Origin of the sequence: Paracoccus haematequi (genome assembly GCF_900631945.1) — a bacterium.
Taxonomy (GTDB): Bacteria; Pseudomonadota; Alphaproteobacteria; order Rhodobacterales; family Rhodobacteraceae; genus Paracoccus; species Paracoccus haematequi_A.
Genome location: NZ_UZWE01000033.1, coordinates 118,625 through 136,082, shown reverse-complemented (window position 1 = coordinate 136,082; position 17,458 = coordinate 118,625). Strand labels below are relative to the sequence as shown.

Below are 17,458 nucleotides of genomic sequence, written 5' to 3'. Positions count from 1 at the left end.
ATCGCCATGCGCTGCTGCAAGACTGATGAAAGTTTCAGCGCCTTCATTGCTCTCGCCGCAACCGTCATCCGACTCCGGTGAACGTCAACACACCCTAGTTCCGCGTCGCCGAATTTCTTTTTCGACAAGTTCGTGGCAAAAACCGAGTCACCTATTCCTCGTGGAACCCAGTCATCTATAGGTCCTGACTCTAGCATGTCGTGCGCCCCGCTTGCAGAGTTTAGAAACGATAACAACGCAATAACCTGATTCCGCAGTTCTGTAGTTGCGGCTGAGAGTGGGACGCGTTTTTCAGCCTCCGCCGCTTAAGCTAGGCTGTCCATTAGCTGCAGCGCTCCATCCGCCAAAGGGCGTTGAAGGCCGGCTGCGATCTCCAGCGGGGCGCTTAGCCAAGTGTCCCAATCCTTGGGATCGGTCAGGATCACGGGCATTGCCTTGGGATGCACCGCCTTGACCTCGGCATTGGGGGCGCAGGTCAGAAATGCGTAGAGATCATCCACGGTCTTGCCATCCTTGACCTTGCGGATCGAGCGCCAAGCGCGCGTCTCGATACCGGCGAAGAATGCCGGCCGGTCGTCCGCCAGGGTAAACCACTGGTTGCCTCGTCCGGCGCCGAGAGGCTCGGCAAAGGCGGTCAGCGGGACCAGGCAGCGGTGGGCCGGTCCCAGCCATCTGTGCCAGTGCGGCGAGCCGAGATTGCGGACGTTGGTGACGCCCGGATCGCGGTCGGTCTTTAGGGCGCCTGGCGGCGACGGCATCCCCCACCGAGCCATCACCAACTCCAGCCCGCCGGTGTCCGCATCGTGGCGGATGATCGGGGCCGGCCTGTCGGGATAGACATTGCCCAGCTCAAGATTGCCGGCCCGATCCGAAGAAGTCCGCCAATGATATTGCGCGCGCCTTCGGCGTGACGTCGCAATGGGTCCACAAGCTTCGGACGCAGATGCGCGAGGAATATGGCCTGGGCGACCAGCCATCATTGCCGCTGTGGGACGACTGACGGCGATCCCCCCGAAACTGCATCCCCCGGCCCCTGCGCTATTGTGCATGGCAATCCCGCTCGTGATCGGGATCGCGATGTCTCCCGATGCGGAGACCGGACATGCGGATCAAGAATCACAAGCTGGAAGGCGCGACCTATCGCGCGGCGGTCCTTCGGGGGGCAGATCACCCCGGAGCTTGTCATCCTGCACGATACCGCCGGGCGGCTGACCAAGGGCAACAGCGCAGATTACCTGCGCACCAGCCCCGGCGGCACCTCGGTCCATTTCATCGTCGAGCGCGACGGGTCGATCGAGCAGCAGGTGCCGACCAACCGGCGCGCGGGCCATGCGGGAAAGTCCAGCTATCACGGGCGGACCGACTGCAACGCCTTTTCCATCGGGACCGAGATCGTCAATCCGGGCCGGATGGACGCCGTCGCCGGTCAGCAGAATGTCGGGCGCGCGTGGTGGGGGCAGAACCTTCAGGGGGAACGTCCCGGCGACACCGTGGTCATGGCGACACCCGAACACGGGACCGGGGCCTGGATGTCCTATCCGGCCGAGCAGATCGACGCCATCGACCAGCTTCTGACCGCGCTGTTCGCAGCCATCCACACGCTGCACGACATCCGCACCCACTGGTATGTCTCGCGCGGCCGCAAGGTCGACACAAACCCGCTCTTCCCGCTGGAGCAACTGCGCACCCGAATCCTCGGCCGTGATGACCCCGCCGATCTGGCCGCCGAGGCCGCATCCGTGCCGGGGCCGACCGACGACACTGTCAGGATCAAGGCCGCATCCGGCCTGAACATGCGCGCTGGTCCTGCCGGCCGATCCCGACGCGCCCGTCGACCCGGACGCGCCCGAGGCGTCAGGCCCGCGCCCGATCGTGGCCGGCGGTCCGCCGCGCCTGTTCACCCGTGACGCCATGAGGGACTTCTGATGGCGGGCGTCAGCGTCGAAATCACCCCCGATCTGTCCGGTACCCAGCGCATCCGCGACCTGTCGGCCGAGGATCTGGAAACCTTGGTCTTCGCCATCGGCGAGCTGATGGTGACCTAGACCAAGACCCGCATCGCCGACGAAAAGACCGATCCCGATGGCGCGCCCTGGGCGCCCTGGTCCAAGGCCTATGCCGCGACCCGGTCCGCGCGTCACTCGCTCCTGGTCGGCGTCGGCAATCCCGGCCTGATGGAGAGCATCGCCAACCATTCCACCGCCGACGCCGCGATCGTCGGCACCAACCTGGTCTATGCGCGCGTCCACCAACTGGGCAGCGAGGATGGCGACATCCCCGCCCGGCCCTATCTGGGCCTGTCCGGCGAGAACCGCCGCGAGATCGAGGCGCTGGTGGTGGACGGCCTTGAAGGGCTGCTGCAATGACCGTCCGTCCCGATCTTCTGGCCGCGCTGCCGCAGCTGGCCGCCGACCAGGTGAAGTCCTGGCTGCCCCATCTGGCCACCTGCAAGGGCATCGTCGGCCGGATCGACCTGGCCGAGGTCAAGCGGCTGGGGATCCAGTCGCCCGCCGTGCTGGTCTCGCGCTTCGGCGCGCGGGTTCACCAGACCCTGGCGGGGCCGCATCGCCATTACCTGGTGGACCTCGCGGCCTTTGTCGTCACCAAGGACATGATGGGCCTTGGCCGCAACGACGCTGCGGCCGCGATCACGCAGGCCCTGCTGACGCGCCTCCCTGACCTGGACATGGCCGTCGAGGGGGTTGGCGAGGTTTCGGACCTGGCCGAGCACTCGCTGATCACCACGGATGTCCAGAAGGAGGGCATCGCACTCTGGGCCGTGACCTGGAAGCTGCGGGTGGCGCTTGTCGCCCATCCCGAGTCCGATCCGATCGCGCCCCGGCTGTATGTCGGCTGGGCGCCCGAGATCGGCGCGGCCCACGAGGCCGACTACGACCTGGTCGGAGGTCAGCCATGAGCTATTCCGCTGCCGAAAATGACCGCCGCACCGCCAACATCCTGCTGATCGGCAAGATCGCCGGCGTCAATCCGGGCACAGCGCGTGCGCGGGTGGATTTCGGGGATCTGGGATCGTCCGATCTGCCGGTCGGCCAGCTGCGCGCGGGCGCGCTGTCGTTCTGGTGGATGCCCGAGATCGGCGAACAGGTGCTTGTCGGCTGTCCCGGCGGCGATATCGCCCAGGGCGTGATCCTGTGCAGCATCTTCGCGGGCAACGCGCCGTCGTCGGACGCGGGCGTCCCGCTGATTGCCCTGGCGGGGGGCATGATCCGCGTCGACGGCTCGATCGAGGTGACCGGCGATGTCGTCGCATCCGGGATATCGCTGGTCGAGCACGTCCACGGCGGCATCCAGACGGGCCAATCCAAAACGAGGAAACCGGAATGACCGGACAGCGCGACTATATTGTATTGCAAGACGCCTGGATCGCGGGGCGACCGGCCAAGGCGGGCGAGATCGTGAGCCTGACCGAGCGGGAGGCCCGTTACGAACCCGTCGAATCGGCGGCGCCGAAAATCTCGGCCGAGCCGGCCCGCCGTGCCAAGACCAGGTCCGAGACCGACGCATGATCGGCATGTCGCGCCATACCGGCCGGATGATCGATGGCGACGCGCATCTGGCGCAGTCGATCACCGACATCCTGTCAACGCCCCTGGGCACCCGCGTGATGCGGCGCGACTATGGATCCAGCCTGCCCGAGCTGATCGACGCGCCCATGAATGGCGAAACCGTCGTCGATGTCTTTGCCGCCACGGCCGAGGCGCTGGACCGATGGGAGCCGCGCTTCCGGCTGTCTCGCGTCCAGGTGTCGGCCGCATCTGCGGGGGATTTTGAACTGGACCTGGAAGGGCAGTTCGACGGGGCGACGCGCGCCCTCACCGTGCGGATCGGGGTGCCCGCGTGACCTCGCCCATCGACCTTGCCAGCCTGCCGCTGCCGGACGCCGTCGAGGTGCTGGACTATGAGACGATCCTGAGTGCCCTGAAGCAGGTCATGGTCGCGCTGCTGCCCGACGCGGCCGACGAGCTGCAGCTCGAAAGCAGCGCGATCCTGAAGGTCTTGCAGGTCTGTGCAATGCGCGAACTGCTGCTGCGCGCCCGCGTCAACGACAGCGTGCGCGCGGTGATGCTGGCGACCGCCACCGGCGCGGACCTGGACGGGCTGGTGGCCATGCTGGGCGGCAGCGCCAGATCATCGTCGAGGCGGACCTCGACGCCATGCCGCCTGTGCCGGCGGTGCTGGAGACCGACGCCGCCCTGCGCCGCCGGGCGCAGATGTCCCTGGAGGGCCTGACCAACGCGGGGACGATCGGCAGCTATACCTATCACGCGCTCAGCGCGGACGGTCGGGTGCGCGACGCGGGCGTGACCAGCCCGGCGCCGGGGCGGGTGCTGGTGACGATCCTGGCGCACGACGGCGACGGCACGCCGACGGCGGACCTGCTGTCGGCCGTGGCAGCGGTGATGGAGGATGTCCGCCCGCTGTGCGACGACGTGGCTGTCGCTGCACCGGCGTTTGCCGATTTTGCAGTGACCGCCCACCTGCTGGTGCCCGGCTCGCCCGGAGCCGAGGTTGCGCGCGGTGCCGCCCTGGCTGCCGTCACGGCGTATCTTGACGAGGCCCGCGCGGTCGGTCGCGTGGTGCGCCGCAGCGCGCTGATCGCCCGGCTGCACCAGGCGGGCGTCGAGGCCGTCACCCTGACCGCCCCGGCGGGCGATGTGGATCCCGGCCGGACCGGCGTTGCCCGCGCCACGGGCATAGCCATCACCGCGAGTGCTGCGCCATGACCGATCACCTGCTGCCCCCGAACTGCACCCCGCTCGAACGCGCCCTGTCCCTGGCCATGGCGCGGCTGGGCGAGATCGACACGCCCGCGCGGCTGATGTGGGATCCCGACCGGATCCCCGCGGCCTATCTGCCCTGGCTGGCCTGGGCGCTGTCGGTGGACGAGTGGGATCCCGACTGGCCCGAGGCGCAGCGCCGCGAGATCGTGCGCCGCTCGGTTGACCTGCACCGAATCAAGGGGACGCTGCCGTCTATCCGTCAAGCCCTGGCGATGCAGGGCTATGGCACTGCCACGATTACTGAGGACAAGGATCTGCCACGCATTGGCGATCCTGACCTGATCATCGGCGGCGCCAGGATCGCGGGCGAGCCGATCCGCAACGCCTGGGCGATCGGCGCGGGCGTGACCATCGGCCGGGGCGACCTGCGGATCAGCGGCGATCGCGACCTGGCGATCGAGGATCAGACAGTCATCGGCAGTTGGTCCATCGGCCCGGCCCATCCGCATTGGGCGGATTACTGGATCGCGGTGCCGGTGGCGATCCGCCGCGCCGACGCGGACCAGTTGGCCGACCGACTGGCGTCTGTCGCCCCGGCGCGATGTCGGCTGCGGGGGATCGCGCTGTCAGGCGCGTATTTCGGGCTGGGCAACGGCCAATGGACGGTCGGCGACGATATCGGGCTGGGCAGCAGCTACGACTATGAGGTGCAATAATGGTTGATGTGGCAAGCGTTCCGGGGATCGGCGAGGCTGACGTCTGGGTCGATAAGGTGCCCGAGTTGCAAAATGGGTGGAGGCCGACGGGCGGCCCGCCGAACCCCGTAGCCGATGAAGGGCTGCTGAACTGGCCGATTCAGGCCCTGACCTGGCGCACGCGCCATCTCTACAATCGCGAACTGGAACGGCGCCTGGACGTGTCGATCGAACTGACGGTTGGACCGGGCGGGCAGCATGCAACGCTTGGCGCGGCCCTGGAGGTGCTGTCGCTGATGCAGCCTCGTCTGCGGGCGCAGTCTGTGATCGGCACAGTGCGCCTGTTGGCCGGCTTCGAGTTGGCCGAACAGGTGATCGTGCGTGGCCTCAATCTGGGTTGGGTTCGGATCATCGCCGATCAGCCCACGGTCATTATTCGGCGCGGGGCACTGACGATCGCCATCGACGGCAGCTATCCTGCCTTTGCGGCGATCCACGGCGGTGTGCTGCCGCAGATCGCAGCACTGTTCGTGATGTCGACGGAGGGCACGGCAACCGGGCGTTGCGGATTGCTGGCCTATATGGGCGGCAACGCCCAAGTCACACCGGGTGCAGGCATCCAGAACGCCGGGGGCTATGGCCTAATCGCGTCACAGGGTGGCGTTGTCATCGCATTGGGGGCGGATTTCCGAAACGCCGGGTCGGACGCTGTGCGCGCCACAGCTAGCGGATCGGCGTCGGTCATCAGCGCCATCCTCACTGGGGCCGGCGGCGCGGGGGTATTCTGCCACAAGGGGGCCACGGTGGATTGCCAAGATGCAATCCTGTCCGGCGCGGCGAGCAACGGGATTTATTGCGCACTGGCCGGGCGCGTCAATGCTCACAACGCCAACTGTCGCCGAGGTGCATCCGACAGCAGCGCCGATATTGCCGTGGCCCAGGGCGGCACCATCGTCGCGACCGGGACGACCGGAGGCACCTCGATCGCCACTAACACCACCACCCCATCGGGAGTGATCTACAAATGATCTACGCCGTCCTGACCGCCGAGGGTCAGCCCACCGGGGCCATCTACACGGCGCTGAACGACCGCATCCTCGCCCATCACGCCGCCTATGACGAGGCGATCGAGCCGGGCGCGGCCCTGATCAACGACGGCACCGACGATGCGCCCGCCTGGCGCCTGGTGCCCGCCAGCATCGAGGCGCTGCGCGACACCTGGGTGGCAAGCCGCTTCCAGGCGCGGTCGGCATTGCGCGCGGCGGGACTTTTCGACGCCGCCGAAGCCGCCGTCCGCGACAGCGGCGATGCCGATCTGATCGAGGCTTGGGACAGCGCGGCCGAGTGGCGCCGCCTGTCGCCCTCGATCGCCAGGCTGGGCGTCATCATGGGTCTCGACGACGAGGCCATCGACGCCCTGTTCATCGCAGCATCCAAGATTTTCGCTTGAGGAGCATCTGAAATGCCTGATTTCCTGCACGGCATCGAAGTCATCGAAATCGACAACGGCACCCGCCCGATCTCGACGGTGGCCTCGTCCATGATCGGCTTCGTGGGCACCGCCCCCGACGCCGACGCCGCCCTGTTCCCGGCCGACATGCCGGTGCTGATCGCCGGGCCGCGCCAGGCAGCGGCCCTGGGCGCGGCGGGCACCCTGCTGGACGCCTACCAGCAGGCCTATGCCGAGGGCGTGTCCACCATGGTCGTGGTCCGCGTCACGGCAGGCGCCACCCCGGCCGAAACGAAAGCGGCGGTGATCGGCAGCGCGACCGCAGGCACCGGCATCTGGGCGCTGATGAACGCGCGTCCCTTGCTGGGCGTCACGCCCCGGATCCTGGCAGCACCGGGCCACAGTGCCAATGCCCCCGGCGCGACCGAGGCATCGCCGGTAGCCACTGCCTTGATTGCTCTGGCCGAACGGCTGAAAGGGGCCGCGGTCATCGACGGTCCGAACACGACCGAGGCCGCTGCAGCCGCTGATGTCGAGCTGTATGGATCGCACAGGATATTGTATTGCGATCCGGCCGTCCGGGTCTGGGATCGTGCTGCAGGCGCGATCGTCACGCGTCCTTACAGTTCATCGGCGGCGGGCGCCCTGTCGTTCAGCGACGCCACGCGGGGCTTCTGGCATTCTCATTCCAACATCGTCCTCAAGGGCATCGTCGGGACTGCGCGGCCGATCGGCTTCGCAATCTCGGACCCTGAAACCGAGGCCAACCGCCTTAACAAAATGGGCATCACCACCATCGTTAACCAGAACGGCTTCCGCACCTGGGGCAACCGTACCCCCGGCGCGGACGCCAACTGGGCCTTCCTGTCGGTCCGCCGCACCGCCGACATGATCTATGACAGCATCGACGCGGCGATGCTGTGGGCGATGGACCGGCCGTTCGGCGAACAGCTGCTGCGCGACATCCGCGACAGCGTGAAGGCCTATATCACCACCCTGGTCACGCGCGGGGCGCTGCTGGGTGGTGATTGCTGGCTGGATCCCGAGCTGAACACCGAGGCGACCCTGAAAGCCGGGCACCTTTACCTCGACTTCGACATCGAGCCGCCGGCGCCGCTGGAGCGCCTGACCTTCCGCGCCTTCCGCAACGGCTCGTATTACGACGAGCTGGTCTCTGCGGTCGCAGCCGTCAGCTGAGGAGACACACCATGTCGCTGCCAAAGACCATCCGCAACTTCAACGCCTTTGTCGACGGGATCAGCTATTTCGGGCTGGCGACCGAGGCCAAGATGCCCTGGCCCAAGATCCAGACCGAGGCGCATCGCGGCTCGGGCATGGACGGCCCCGTCGGCCAGGACATGGGCATGGAGGGGATGTCGGCCGAGGCCACCTTCGCCGAATGGTCGCCCGCGCTGCTCAAGCGCATCGGCACCGAAACCCGCGTGGTCTTCCGCCCCGCCGCCAAGGCCGACGGCGCGGCCACGGCCGAGACGATCATCGCCACCGTGTCGGGCCTGGTGACCGGCCACGAGGGCGGCGACCTGAAGCCCGGCACCGGCGCCACCCTGAAGCTGACCTGGGACGTCCGCCAATACCGGCTGGAGATCAACAACGAGGTGATCTGGGACATCGACCTGGTCGCCGGCAAGCGGGTGGTCGGGGGCGTCGATCAGCTGGCGGCGCTGCGCCGCGCCATGGGCATTTAAGGAGGCCTTGAACATGTCTGCAAAGATTTCCGATCCGATCACCCTGGCCGAGCCGATCCAGCGCGCCGGGGGCGAAGCCATCGCCAACGTCACCGTGCGCAAGCCCGACGTGGGCACGCTGCGCGGCCTCAAGCTGCTGGAACTGCTGCGCATGGACGTGGCCAGCCATTGCACCCTGCTGCCGCGCGTCACCACCCCCGCCCTGCTGCCCGACGAGGTCGAGGCGCTGGACGTGTCGGATTTCACGGCGCTGGTGACGGCGACCCTGAGTTTTTTCATGCCGGCGGACGAGCTGGCGGCGATCCAGGCGGCGGGCGGCTAGGGCTGCCCGACGAGGTCGAGGAGGCGATGGCGGATATCGCCGCCGTCTTTCACTGGGCGCCTCGGGACATGAACCCGATGAGCCTCGAGGAACTGGCCGGCTGGTGGCGCCGCGCCCTGGCGCGGATCCCGAACGGAAACGAGGACGATGTCTGATCTCAACATCGCGCTGATCCTTCGCCTGGTGGACCGTGCCACCGGGCCGGCGCGTGCGGCCATCGACCGCATCGACCGGATGACCAACGGCGCGCTGCGCCGCAATGCCGCCGTGGTCGATCGCGGCGCGCGCCTGATGGCCAGCGGCATGGGCGATGTTGCGCGCGGCGCCGGGCGCGCGGCGCTGGCGGTCGCGGCCTATCAGGGCGTGATGGCCGGGATCGGCATGGCCTTCGTGCGGCCTGCTGCGGAAATGGAGCGGTTCAAGGTCCAGTTGACCAACCTTGAAGGCTCGTCGGCCGGGGCGGAGCGCGCGATGGCGTGGATCCAGGACTTCGCGACCCGCACGCCGCTGGAGCTGAATGACACGATTTCGGCCTATGCCAAGCTCAAGGCGTTCGGGGTCGATCCGATGAACGGGTCGCTGATGGCCCTGGTCGATACGATGGCTGCGACCGGAGGCGGGGCCGAGCAGCTGGACGGCCTGGTCCTGGCGCTTGGCCAAGCCTGGACCAAGGGAAAACTGCAGGGCGAGGAGGCCTTGCAGATGCTGGAGCGCGGCGTCCCCGTCTGGGACTTGCTGGCGCAAAAGCTGGGCCGCACCACGGCCGAGGTGCAGGAAATGGCATCGGCCGGAAAGCTCGGCCGCGCGGAAATCCAGCTGCTGGTCGATGCCCTGGCGGCGCGCAACAAGGGCGCGTCCGAAAACATGTCCAAGACGTGGGATGGCATCATCTCGAACATGATCGACCATTGGGGCCGCTGGCAGATCATGGTGATGGACGCCGGTGTCTTCGACTTCCTGAAAGGTCGGTTGCAAGGTTTCCTGGAATTTCTCAACGCCGCAGCCGCAGACGGTCGCCTGCAACGCTGGGCCGAACAGACCGCCGACGCGATCATGCGCGCCTTGCAGGGCATTTGGACCCTCGGCGTCGAGGCCGTGGCGCTGTGGCAGCAGCTCTATCCCTGGCTCGAGGCCGCCGCCGAATGGATGGGCGGCTGGCAGAACCTGCTGATCGCCATCACGGCGCTGGCCTTCGGCAAGACCCTCCTCGGGATGGTGCTGGGCCTGGTCAAGCTGACCTCGGGGACTGTGCTGCTGGTCCGGGGGATGGGAGGCCTGCTGCTGGTCCTGGGCCGGCTGGGCGGTTCGGGCCTTGCCGCGCTTGCCCGGTTCTCGCGCGTGATGGCCCTGGTCTTCGCCATCAACACGCAGGGCATGATCGCGGCGGTCACCGCCGGCCTGGGCCGGTTCCTGCGCATTCTGATGATGGTCGGCCGCGCGGCGATGCTCAACCCGCTGACCGCAGCGATCGCGGGCATCGCGGCAGGCATCTACATCATCTGCGACAACTGGGACGGCATCGTCGCCTATTTCCAGGCCACGATCGACCGGGTTCGCGCGGCCTTCGACGAAGGCTTCTTCCAGGGCGTCCTCAAGCTCTTCGCCGAGTTCAACCCGACGCGTCTGGTCCTCGACGCGCTGGCTGGCTTCGTCGTCTATGTCAACGACAAGTTGAGAGAGGCCTTCGGCATCGACCTGCTGGTCCAGGGCCAGCAGCTGGTCCAGTCGATGTGGGACGGGATCAAGCAGGCCTGGACCGACGTGCTCGACTGGTTCCGGGGCCTGCCGGACATGATCCTGGCCGCGATCGGCAGCATCGACATCGGCAGTCTGATCCGCTGGCCCGAGCCGCCCGAATGGCTGACCCGGCTGTGGAACGGCGACACCAGCCCTGCCGGCCAGCAGGCGGCGATGGCCCGGCGCGCCGTATCGCTGGCCTATGGCCAGGAGGTCACGCCCTTTGTCGGCGCCCGCGCCCTGGGCGGCCCGGTCCGGGGCGGTCAGGTCTATCGCTGGCTCGAGGAGGGGCAAGAGCTTTTCGTGCCCCGCACGGATGGGCATGTCGTCTCGAATCGTGGCCTGCGCGCCATGCGCCAGCGGCCCGGCACCGCGCCCACCGCGCCGATCCACGTTGGCGGCATCACCATCAATGCCGCGCCGGGCATGAATCCGAGCGACATTGCCCGTGCCGTCCGCCGCGAGCTGGAGCGCGTCGCCCGCGACGGCCGCGCGGCGCTGCACGACGGGGGCGCCTATGCTTAGCAGTCTGGTCATGATGGCATTGGGGACGTTCCGGTTCGGGATCAGCCGCGCGTCCTATCAGGTGTTCACCCGCCGCGCGGCCTGGCGGTGGGAACAGGTGGACCGGATCGGCCGCGCCCCGGCGCTGCAATATCTCGGTCCCGGCGCCGACGAAGTGACCCTTGAAGGCGTCATTTACCCCCATTTCAAGGGGGGATTGCGGCAGGTCGAGGCGATGCGCGCCGTCGCCGGCCTCGGCCAGCCGATGATCCTGGTCGATGGCCTTGGCTGGGTCTGGCAACGCTGGGCGATCATGGCGATCGAGGAGCGCAAGAGCGTGTTCCTGGCCGACGGCGCGCCCCGCAAGATCGAGTTTTCGCTGGAGCTCAAGGCCTATGGCGACGACCGCGCCGGCGGCATCGGGGGGCTGTTCGGATGAGGCGCGTCATCACCCGCGACGGGGACATGCTGGACGCGCTGTGCAAGGCCCATCTCGGGTCCGAGCAGCTGGCGACGGCGGTGCTGGACCTCAACCCCGGCCTGGCGGATCGCGGCCCGGTCTACTCCGCCGGTATCGCGATTTTGTTTCCCGATGCCGCGCCCACGCCCGCGACATCCGAAATCCGGCTGTGGGGGCGCACATGACACCCGCTTTCCAGATCCTCGCCAACGGCGCCGACGTGACGGGATCGTTCCGGGACCGCCTGATCGAATTGGAGATCGTGGACGAGGACGGCGACAAGGCCGACCGGGTCCGCATCGTCGTGGATGACCGCTTTGATCTGGTGGCGGCGCCCGAGAAGGACACGATCATTCAAGTCTGGCTCGGCTATGTGGAGACGGGCCTGTCGCTGATGGGACAATACGCGGTCGACGGCGGCGCCGGCGAGGGTCCGGTCCGGCGGCTGACGATCAGAGCGACCGCGGCCGACATGAAGGGCGGCATAAGGGCACCCCGGACCCGCGCCTGGCAGGACAAGACCCTGGCCGACATCGCCCGGACGATTGCCGGCGAAACCGGGCTGCGCGCGGTCGTGTCCCGCGCGCTTGCCGATATCCGCTGGCCCTATCTGGCGCAGACGGCCGAGAGCAACCTGCATTTCCTGCGCCGCATCGCTGCCTCTCTCGACGCCACAGCAAAGCCCGCCGGCGGCACGCTGCTGGTGGCGCGGCGCGGCGACGACATCACCGCCGCCGGCGACCCCATGCCCAATGGCGTGATCGACCTGTTCGGCCTCGTGTCCTGGTCCTGGGACGAGGACGGCCGCGAGAAGGTCGGCCGGGTCGAGGCCGAATGGTCGGACGTCGATGCGGCCCAGCGCCGGATCGTCACGGTCGGCAGCGAGGAGCCGACAACACGGCTGCGCCACGTCTATGGGACGCAGCAGGAGGCGCAGCGGGCGGCCGAGGCCGAGTACCGCCGGCGCGCGCGGGGCCAGACCACGCTCTCGGCCGAGCTTTCCCGGTTCGCCCCGGACCTGATCGCCGGTGCGCGCATGACCCTCCAGGGCGTCTCCACCAAATGCGACGGGCAATGGGATGTGACCCGCGTGACCCACACACTCTCAGTCGGCCTGCGCACGGCCGTCGAGGCTAAACGAGGAGGCATGTAATGCTGCAATTCGATGCCGCTAAATGGCGCGCCCTAGGGCTGGATGCCGAGCTGACCGCCCTTTTGGTCGCCTGCGTCAACGCCGCCAACCGCGCCCCGAAGCCCGGTGCAGCTGGCCGCGGCATCCAGTCGATGACCGTCGACACCGACGGGGGCCTGCGCGTCGTCATGACCGACAGGTCCGAAATTGCCCTGGGCGGCCTCCGGGTCCAGCTCTCAGACGTCGACACGGCAGCGATCATCGCGTCTGCGACCGGCGAGGTTCTGGACGCATTGCCCGTCACGGTGGTCGATCTGGACATCGAGGGCGGCAGGCTGATCAAGGTCATGTCCGACGGGTCGCGCGCTCCCGGCCCGCTGCTGCCGGTCGGCCCCATGGACCCGGACCCCGAGGCGGCGCCCGCGCTCTCGGGCGGCGCGCTTGATCTGGTCGATGGCGACCTGGTGCTGGTCCCGCCGACCGTCACCGCAGGGCAGCCGAATCCCCAGCTGGTCCTGACCAGCCTGACGCGCGATGGCGCGGATGTCCTGGACGAGGTCGAGGACGGACGCATCGCCGACGCAGCACCCGGTGTCTACGAGGCGGTATGGACGGCCAGCAATGGCGTGGATCCCGACGCGACGGCGGTCGCCAGCCTGACGATCGCCGTCATCCCGCCGGGCAGCATCACCGTCGAGAGCGACGGCACGATCAGCATCACCCTGCCTGACAGCGCCACCGCGCCGTTTGACGTACGGATTGCGGGCGAGGTCGTCACCATCGATCCCGCCGCCTATACGCCGACCAGTGCGCCCGTGGCGCTGGGCCAGCCCGATATCGCGGGCACGGGCGGCGACGGCGAGGTGCTGACCGTCCAGTCTCGCGGTCTCTTTGCGGGTCATGCCGATGCGGGCAAGATCGCCATCGTGGGCGGGTGGTATCGCAATGACACGGCTGTGGGCGACACCGATGGCAGCTACACCCAGGACGACGCGGTGGACGGCGACAGGACGCTGACCTGGCGGGATGTCGCTACCAATGCCGCCGGATCGACCGTGGCTGTCTCCAGCGGCGTCCTGTGCCCGGCCGCGCCCGCCGCAGGATGGTGGCACCCACAGGCCTTGGTCCACGTGGACTATGCCAGCGACCGCGCGCGGATCAATGGCACCACCTTTGCAAGCATCGCAGCGGCCAAGGCGGCGAATGCGATCAAGACGGCGGGCGGGGTGGACTACATCGACGTGGCAGGACTGGGCGCATCCTATGCCCTGTCTGCATCGGGGATCGTGCCGAACGACACTGCGACCCGTAACATGGCCTCTCTTGATGACGGCACCTCGAACAACGTCGTCGCCATCGGTCAGACCTACTCGTCCAGCACCCATCGCTCGATGTTTTGGGTCATCACGGCGGGCACGGGTGTCTATACTCCGCCGACGACCACGACCTTGACGCACGGAATGGCGCTCAATCTCAGCCTGCGTGTCAAGTCCGCAGCCCTTCGGCGCGGCATGAATGGCACTGGCACCACGTCCGGCACGGCCATCACGCTGCCCGCGGTTAATCGCTTGGTGCTGGGCAACCGTAGCGCGGGCGACCGTGCTTGGACCGGCACTCTCTATCACGTTCTGCTCATCAATGCCGACCTCGCAGATGCGGCGGTCGATGCCCTGCCAGGAGTTGCATAATGAAAATCATCATCGCGGGCGCGGGCCTTGTCGGTCAGCCCGTCACTATCACCGGCCTGCCCGGCACCCCGCTGGCGGGACAAAGCAAATCGGTGCTGGCCTGGGGCACGCCGCCCGCAGCCGGGACGAGCCTGACGGCCCTTGGCGGCCGGATCGCGGTTTTCGACCAAGCCATCACCGGCCCGAGTGCGGGCAAAGTGGTGGCCCGAGCGGACGGCAAGACCACGCTGGTTTTGCGTGATGTCACCTCGGCGCAGGCCATCGGCGCCATGATCGATGGTGTGCCCGGCCAGATCGAAGTGAGCCAAATCGGCCAGACTGACGGTTTCGCCTCTGGTGAGCACTATTGGCTGGCCCAGGACAGCACTGGCCGGTTTGCGCCGACACCGGGACGCCGCCACCGCAAGATCTATGTGTCCGGCTCGACCGCCGCCATGAGCGTGGCCATGATCGCGGCCCATGCGGGCGTCCCGGCAAGCGCCGTGACTGGCGCCTGGCTGGTGGCGCGGCCGGTCTATGGCGGCAGCGAAAGCATGGCCGTCACGCATGACGTGTTCATGCTTCTGGCCGATGCCTTGTGGGGGCGCGGCAAGGAAGGCCGCTCGGACTGGGTGCGGTTCGAACGCGGCTATACCTATCCGCTGATCCGCACCACGCTTGGCAACGGCAACAGCTATTCCGGCGAAAGCGAGATCCACCCCCTGGTGTTCGAGGATTGGGGCAGTGGCCCCTGGCCGGTGATCCAGGCGATCGCCTGGACCTTCAGCGGCGGCTATGGGCCGAAGCACACGATCTTTCGCAATCTCCGTTCGCCCAACGCAAAGCTGCAAACCCCGTCCCACGTGATTTTCGAGGGAGGCTGGTATGACGGCGGCGATTACCTGCAATTTGACGATGGGGACAGCATCACCCTCAAGGATCTCAGGATCGTCGACCATCATGCGGCGGCGCCAAAGGATGGCGTAACCTGGAACGGATCCAGAGACCGCATCAGCGGCAGCTATGCGTCAAATGTCCGCCGCCTTGCGGGCATTGGACTTTTGGTCGACATGAACGGCTGGGCCGAGGGCTACGACTACAACATGAGCGGGCAATCCCCGCAGCCCCCGTCGGACCGGAACCATGGCCTCTACTGGTCAAGCAACTGCCGTCACCTGACGTTGCGCGACAATATCATCAGCCGCAATGCGTCCTGCGGCTTTCAGATCCGCTGCGGCGGCTATTTCGAGCGAAACCTTTTTCTTTACAACAACCTTGCCTTCGGCGGCGATGCGGATGCCTATACCAACTTCACGACGCTTCTGGACAGCGCGGCTTTTGGTTCGGGTCACAAGACGGTTGCGTCGTACCAGGGCGCCCTGTCCTTCGGATACGACCTGGGTTCGAAAAAGGCGGTGGCTATCGGCAACGTGATCGCGCATGACGCCGATCCCGCCAATCCGGCAGAACGTAGTGCGCGGATGAACCGGGGACCGGCTTACAAGGGCCAGCCCAATACCGCCAGCACGGTGTCCGACTGGCTTTACAACGACACTCAGGTCCACAATTGGAACGGTCAGCCTTCAGAGCGTGTGGACGGGATCGCGCCCTCTGTCCTGAACGACACCACCATCCAGAAATATGCCGCCGCCAAGCTAGGCAAACCGGCGGCCACCTTGGCCGACCTGATGGCGCATGCCAGGCGGGAAGGTGTTTCAGTCACGGATCTGACCCGCGACATCATCGCTTGGACCAAGGCGCGCTTCGGCTCGCCTTTGCCCGCCGTCCGCACTGCCCCGGCGATGCTGATCTTCCTGCCCGACTGGCGTACCGAGGGGTTCCGCTGGGACAACCGGCGCAACTGGTCCTTGTTTGACCTGCCGGGCACCCATGTCGCCGACAGCGTCGATCTGGATGGCAACTTCGTCCGCTTCGGCACCCTGACCGCCAGCATCGCGGCCCTGACCAGCAAGGGTGGCATCCTGGACGTGACCTCGGGCAAGTTGACGGTTGGCGCGATCACCGATGCGGCGGCGATCCGGGTGCGCGAGTCGGGCCAGATCGTGATCCCGGCCACCACGCAGCCGTTGGACATCGCGGCCGACAGCGGTCTGACCCAGATAGCTGGCGTCGTAGCCGACCTGGATTTGGAGGTGCGTGGCCATGCCGAGGTGCTGCTGGGACCGGATTGCACCGTGCCCGCAGGCAAGTCGCTGGTCATCAGCGGCCAGCGGCCCCTGGTCGGCTGGGACGGCAGCGGCAACGCCATCCTGACCGTCGCCGGAACTCTGGAGTTCCGGGCCGGGATGATGCTGACGGTCAGTTCGGCCGGGTCCAAACAGGCTTATGCAGTGACCGGCAACGATGTGGTGGGCACCGATTTCCGCGCCACCCTGGCCGATTACGAGGAGCAGGCTGCCGGGACGAACCACCGGCTCTGGCTGTGCGATGTGACCGGGCTGCCGGTCGTGGGCGAACCCTCCGTCCTGGGATTCAGCCAGCCCGCCGAGACGCGGGTCGACGAAAAGGTCACCGTGGTTGCCATCGCCTCGCGTGGGGTCGCACCCTTGCAGCGGTTCCGCTCGGGCGCCGTCGACGACGGCCTGACCGAACCGACCGTCAATGCGACCGTGGTTCTAAGGGCGGGAGCGCGGATCGTGACCACCGGCTTCGGACCCGGCACCTACGACCTCGGCGGCGGCGCAGGCACCGGCGTCACCTATGTCGATCAGGGGGCAACCCTGCCCGCCGGAGTCAGCCTGACGGCGGGCAAGCTGGTGCTGACGGTATGATCAAGCCGTGGATCGTGGGAGTGCTGCTGGGTATCGGATTGGCTGTCGGTCAGTTCGCCACCGAAGCAGGGCATCCACCCAGTGCCTGGTTCCCCTCTGTGTGCGGCGGTCAGGACCGACCGAAGACACCCTAAAACGGGGCGTTAAACCCCGTTTTAAGAAATTCGTCTGCTGCAAATATCGCTGTCACGTCCTGCAAAAATCCGTGTCACGCTACAATAGCGCAAATCGCCAGCGGTTTCTGACAGCGG

22 protein-coding genes are annotated in these 17,458 nt (G+C 67.3%); 21 read left to right on the top strand and 1 reads right to left on the bottom strand.

The genetic code is table 11. From position 1 onward, the window contains the following. Positions 1-305: 305 nt before the first annotated feature. Positions 306-977, bottom strand: a complete 672-nt coding sequence (locus tag PARHAE_RS12280) for an SOS response-associated peptidase (protein WP_206436941.1) — start codon at positions 975-977, stop codon at positions 306-308. A gap of 66 nt (positions 978-1,043) precedes the next feature. Between PARHAE_RS12280 and PARHAE_RS12275 the strand changes: the two genes are divergently transcribed. The 21 genes from PARHAE_RS12275 (at position 1,044) to PARHAE_RS12175 (ending at position 17,207) form a co-directional block, all read left to right on the top strand. Continuing rightward, on the top strand, positions 1,044-1,907 hold the full coding sequence (locus PARHAE_RS12275) for an N-acetylmuramoyl-L-alanine amidase (protein ID WP_241232792.1): 864 nt from the start codon (positions 1,044-1,046) through the stop codon (positions 1,905-1,907). 150 nt (positions 1,908-2,057) lie between these two features. Next, positions 2,058-2,366: a phage virion morphogenesis protein gene (locus PARHAE_RS12270; protein WP_126154903.1), complete on the top strand. Its 309-nt coding sequence runs from the start codon at positions 2,058-2,060 to the stop codon at positions 2,364-2,366. Next, a complete protein-coding gene (locus PARHAE_RS12265; protein ID WP_126154902.1) occupies positions 2,363-2,917 on the top strand; it encodes a hypothetical protein in 555 nt (184 codons plus the stop codon). Before PARHAE_RS12270 ends, PARHAE_RS12265 begins: the two co-directional genes overlap by 4 nt. After that, complete coding sequence (locus tag PARHAE_RS12260; protein WP_126154901.1) at positions 2,914-3,345, top strand: phage baseplate assembly protein V; 432 nt, start codon at positions 2,914-2,916, stop codon at positions 3,343-3,345. Before PARHAE_RS12265 ends, PARHAE_RS12260 begins: the two co-directional genes overlap by 4 nt. After that, positions 3,342-3,527 carry a hypothetical protein gene (locus PARHAE_RS12255; RefSeq protein WP_126154900.1) on the top strand — a complete coding sequence of 62 codons (186 nt, stop codon included), beginning with the start codon at positions 3,342-3,344 and terminating at the stop codon, positions 3,525-3,527. Before PARHAE_RS12260 ends, PARHAE_RS12255 begins: the two co-directional genes overlap by 4 nt. Positions 3,528-3,532: 5 nt before the next feature. Then, positions 3,533-3,862 (top strand): GPW/gp25 family protein, encoded by a 330-nt coding sequence (locus PARHAE_RS12250; RefSeq protein WP_241232791.1) that lies wholly within the window; start codon positions 3,533-3,535, stop codon positions 3,860-3,862. Then, positions 3,859-4,251 carry a baseplate J/gp47 family protein gene (locus PARHAE_RS12245; RefSeq protein ID WP_126154898.1) on the top strand — a complete coding sequence of 131 codons (393 nt, stop codon included), beginning with the start codon at positions 3,859-3,861 and terminating at the stop codon, positions 4,249-4,251. Before PARHAE_RS12250 ends, PARHAE_RS12245 begins: the two co-directional genes overlap by 4 nt. Then, entirely contained in the window at positions 4,176-4,745 is a 570-nt protein-coding gene (locus tag PARHAE_RS12240; RefSeq protein WP_126154897.1) for a baseplate assembly protein, read from the top strand. Before PARHAE_RS12245 ends, PARHAE_RS12240 begins: the two co-directional genes overlap by 76 nt. Then, on the top strand, positions 4,742-5,458 hold the full coding sequence (locus PARHAE_RS12235; RefSeq protein ID WP_126154896.1) for a phage tail protein I: 717 nt from the start codon (positions 4,742-4,744) through the stop codon (positions 5,456-5,458). Before PARHAE_RS12240 ends, PARHAE_RS12235 begins: the two co-directional genes overlap by 4 nt. Then, positions 5,458-6,465 carry a hypothetical protein gene (locus PARHAE_RS12230; protein WP_126154895.1) on the top strand — a complete coding sequence of 336 codons (1,008 nt, stop codon included), beginning with the start codon at positions 5,458-5,460 and terminating at the stop codon, positions 6,463-6,465. The genes PARHAE_RS12235 and PARHAE_RS12230 overlap by 1 nt, the downstream gene beginning before the upstream one ends. Next, entirely contained in the window at positions 6,462-6,887 is a 426-nt protein-coding gene (locus tag PARHAE_RS12225) for a hypothetical protein (protein WP_126154894.1), read from the top strand. The genes PARHAE_RS12230 and PARHAE_RS12225 overlap by 4 nt, the downstream gene beginning before the upstream one ends. 12 nt (positions 6,888-6,899) lie before the next feature. Beyond that, entirely contained in the window at positions 6,900-8,084 is a 1,185-nt protein-coding gene (locus tag PARHAE_RS12220; protein ID WP_126154893.1) for a phage tail sheath C-terminal domain-containing protein, read from the top strand. 11 nt (positions 8,085-8,095) lie between these two features. Continuing rightward, on the top strand, positions 8,096-8,593 hold the full coding sequence (locus PARHAE_RS12215; RefSeq protein ID WP_126154892.1) for a phage major tail tube protein: 498 nt from the start codon (positions 8,096-8,098) through the stop codon (positions 8,591-8,593). Positions 8,594-8,606: 13 nt separating this feature from the next. Further along, the gene (locus PARHAE_RS12210; RefSeq protein WP_126154913.1) at positions 8,607-8,915 is read left to right on the top strand and encodes a phage tail assembly protein; all 309 of its coding nucleotides are present in this window, start codon (positions 8,607-8,609) and stop codon (positions 8,913-8,915) included. Positions 8,916-8,941: 26 nt separating this feature from the next. After that, on the top strand, positions 8,942-9,070 hold the full coding sequence (locus PARHAE_RS12205) for a GpE family phage tail protein (RefSeq protein ID WP_126154891.1): 129 nt from the start codon (positions 8,942-8,944) through the stop codon (positions 9,068-9,070). Continuing rightward, positions 9,063-11,177, top strand: a complete 2,115-nt coding sequence (locus PARHAE_RS12200) for a tape measure protein (RefSeq protein ID WP_126154890.1) — start codon at positions 9,063-9,065, stop codon at positions 11,175-11,177. The genes PARHAE_RS12205 and PARHAE_RS12200 overlap by 8 nt, the downstream gene beginning before the upstream one ends. Next, positions 11,170-11,595 (top strand): phage tail protein, encoded by a 426-nt coding sequence (locus PARHAE_RS12195; protein ID WP_126154889.1) that lies wholly within the window; start codon positions 11,170-11,172, stop codon positions 11,593-11,595. Before PARHAE_RS12200 ends, PARHAE_RS12195 begins: the two co-directional genes overlap by 8 nt. Then, entirely contained in the window at positions 11,592-11,801 is a 210-nt protein-coding gene (locus PARHAE_RS12190) for a tail protein X (RefSeq protein ID WP_126154888.1), read from the top strand. The genes PARHAE_RS12195 and PARHAE_RS12190 overlap by 4 nt, the downstream gene beginning before the upstream one ends. Next, positions 11,798-12,769: a phage late control D family protein gene (locus tag PARHAE_RS12185; protein ID WP_126154887.1), complete on the top strand. Its 972-nt coding sequence runs from the start codon at positions 11,798-11,800 to the stop codon at positions 12,767-12,769. Before PARHAE_RS12190 ends, PARHAE_RS12185 begins: the two co-directional genes overlap by 4 nt. After that, positions 12,769-14,436, top strand: a complete 1,668-nt coding sequence (locus PARHAE_RS12180) for a hypothetical protein (RefSeq protein WP_126154886.1) — start codon at positions 12,769-12,771, stop codon at positions 14,434-14,436. Before PARHAE_RS12185 ends, PARHAE_RS12180 begins: the two co-directional genes overlap by 1 nt. Beyond that, positions 14,436-17,207, top strand: coding sequence for a hypothetical protein (locus PARHAE_RS12175; RefSeq protein WP_126154885.1), 2,772 nt, complete (start codon positions 14,436-14,438; stop codon positions 17,205-17,207). The genes PARHAE_RS12180 and PARHAE_RS12175 overlap by 1 nt, the downstream gene beginning before the upstream one ends. The last annotated feature ends 251 nt before the right edge of the window (positions 17,208-17,458 follow it).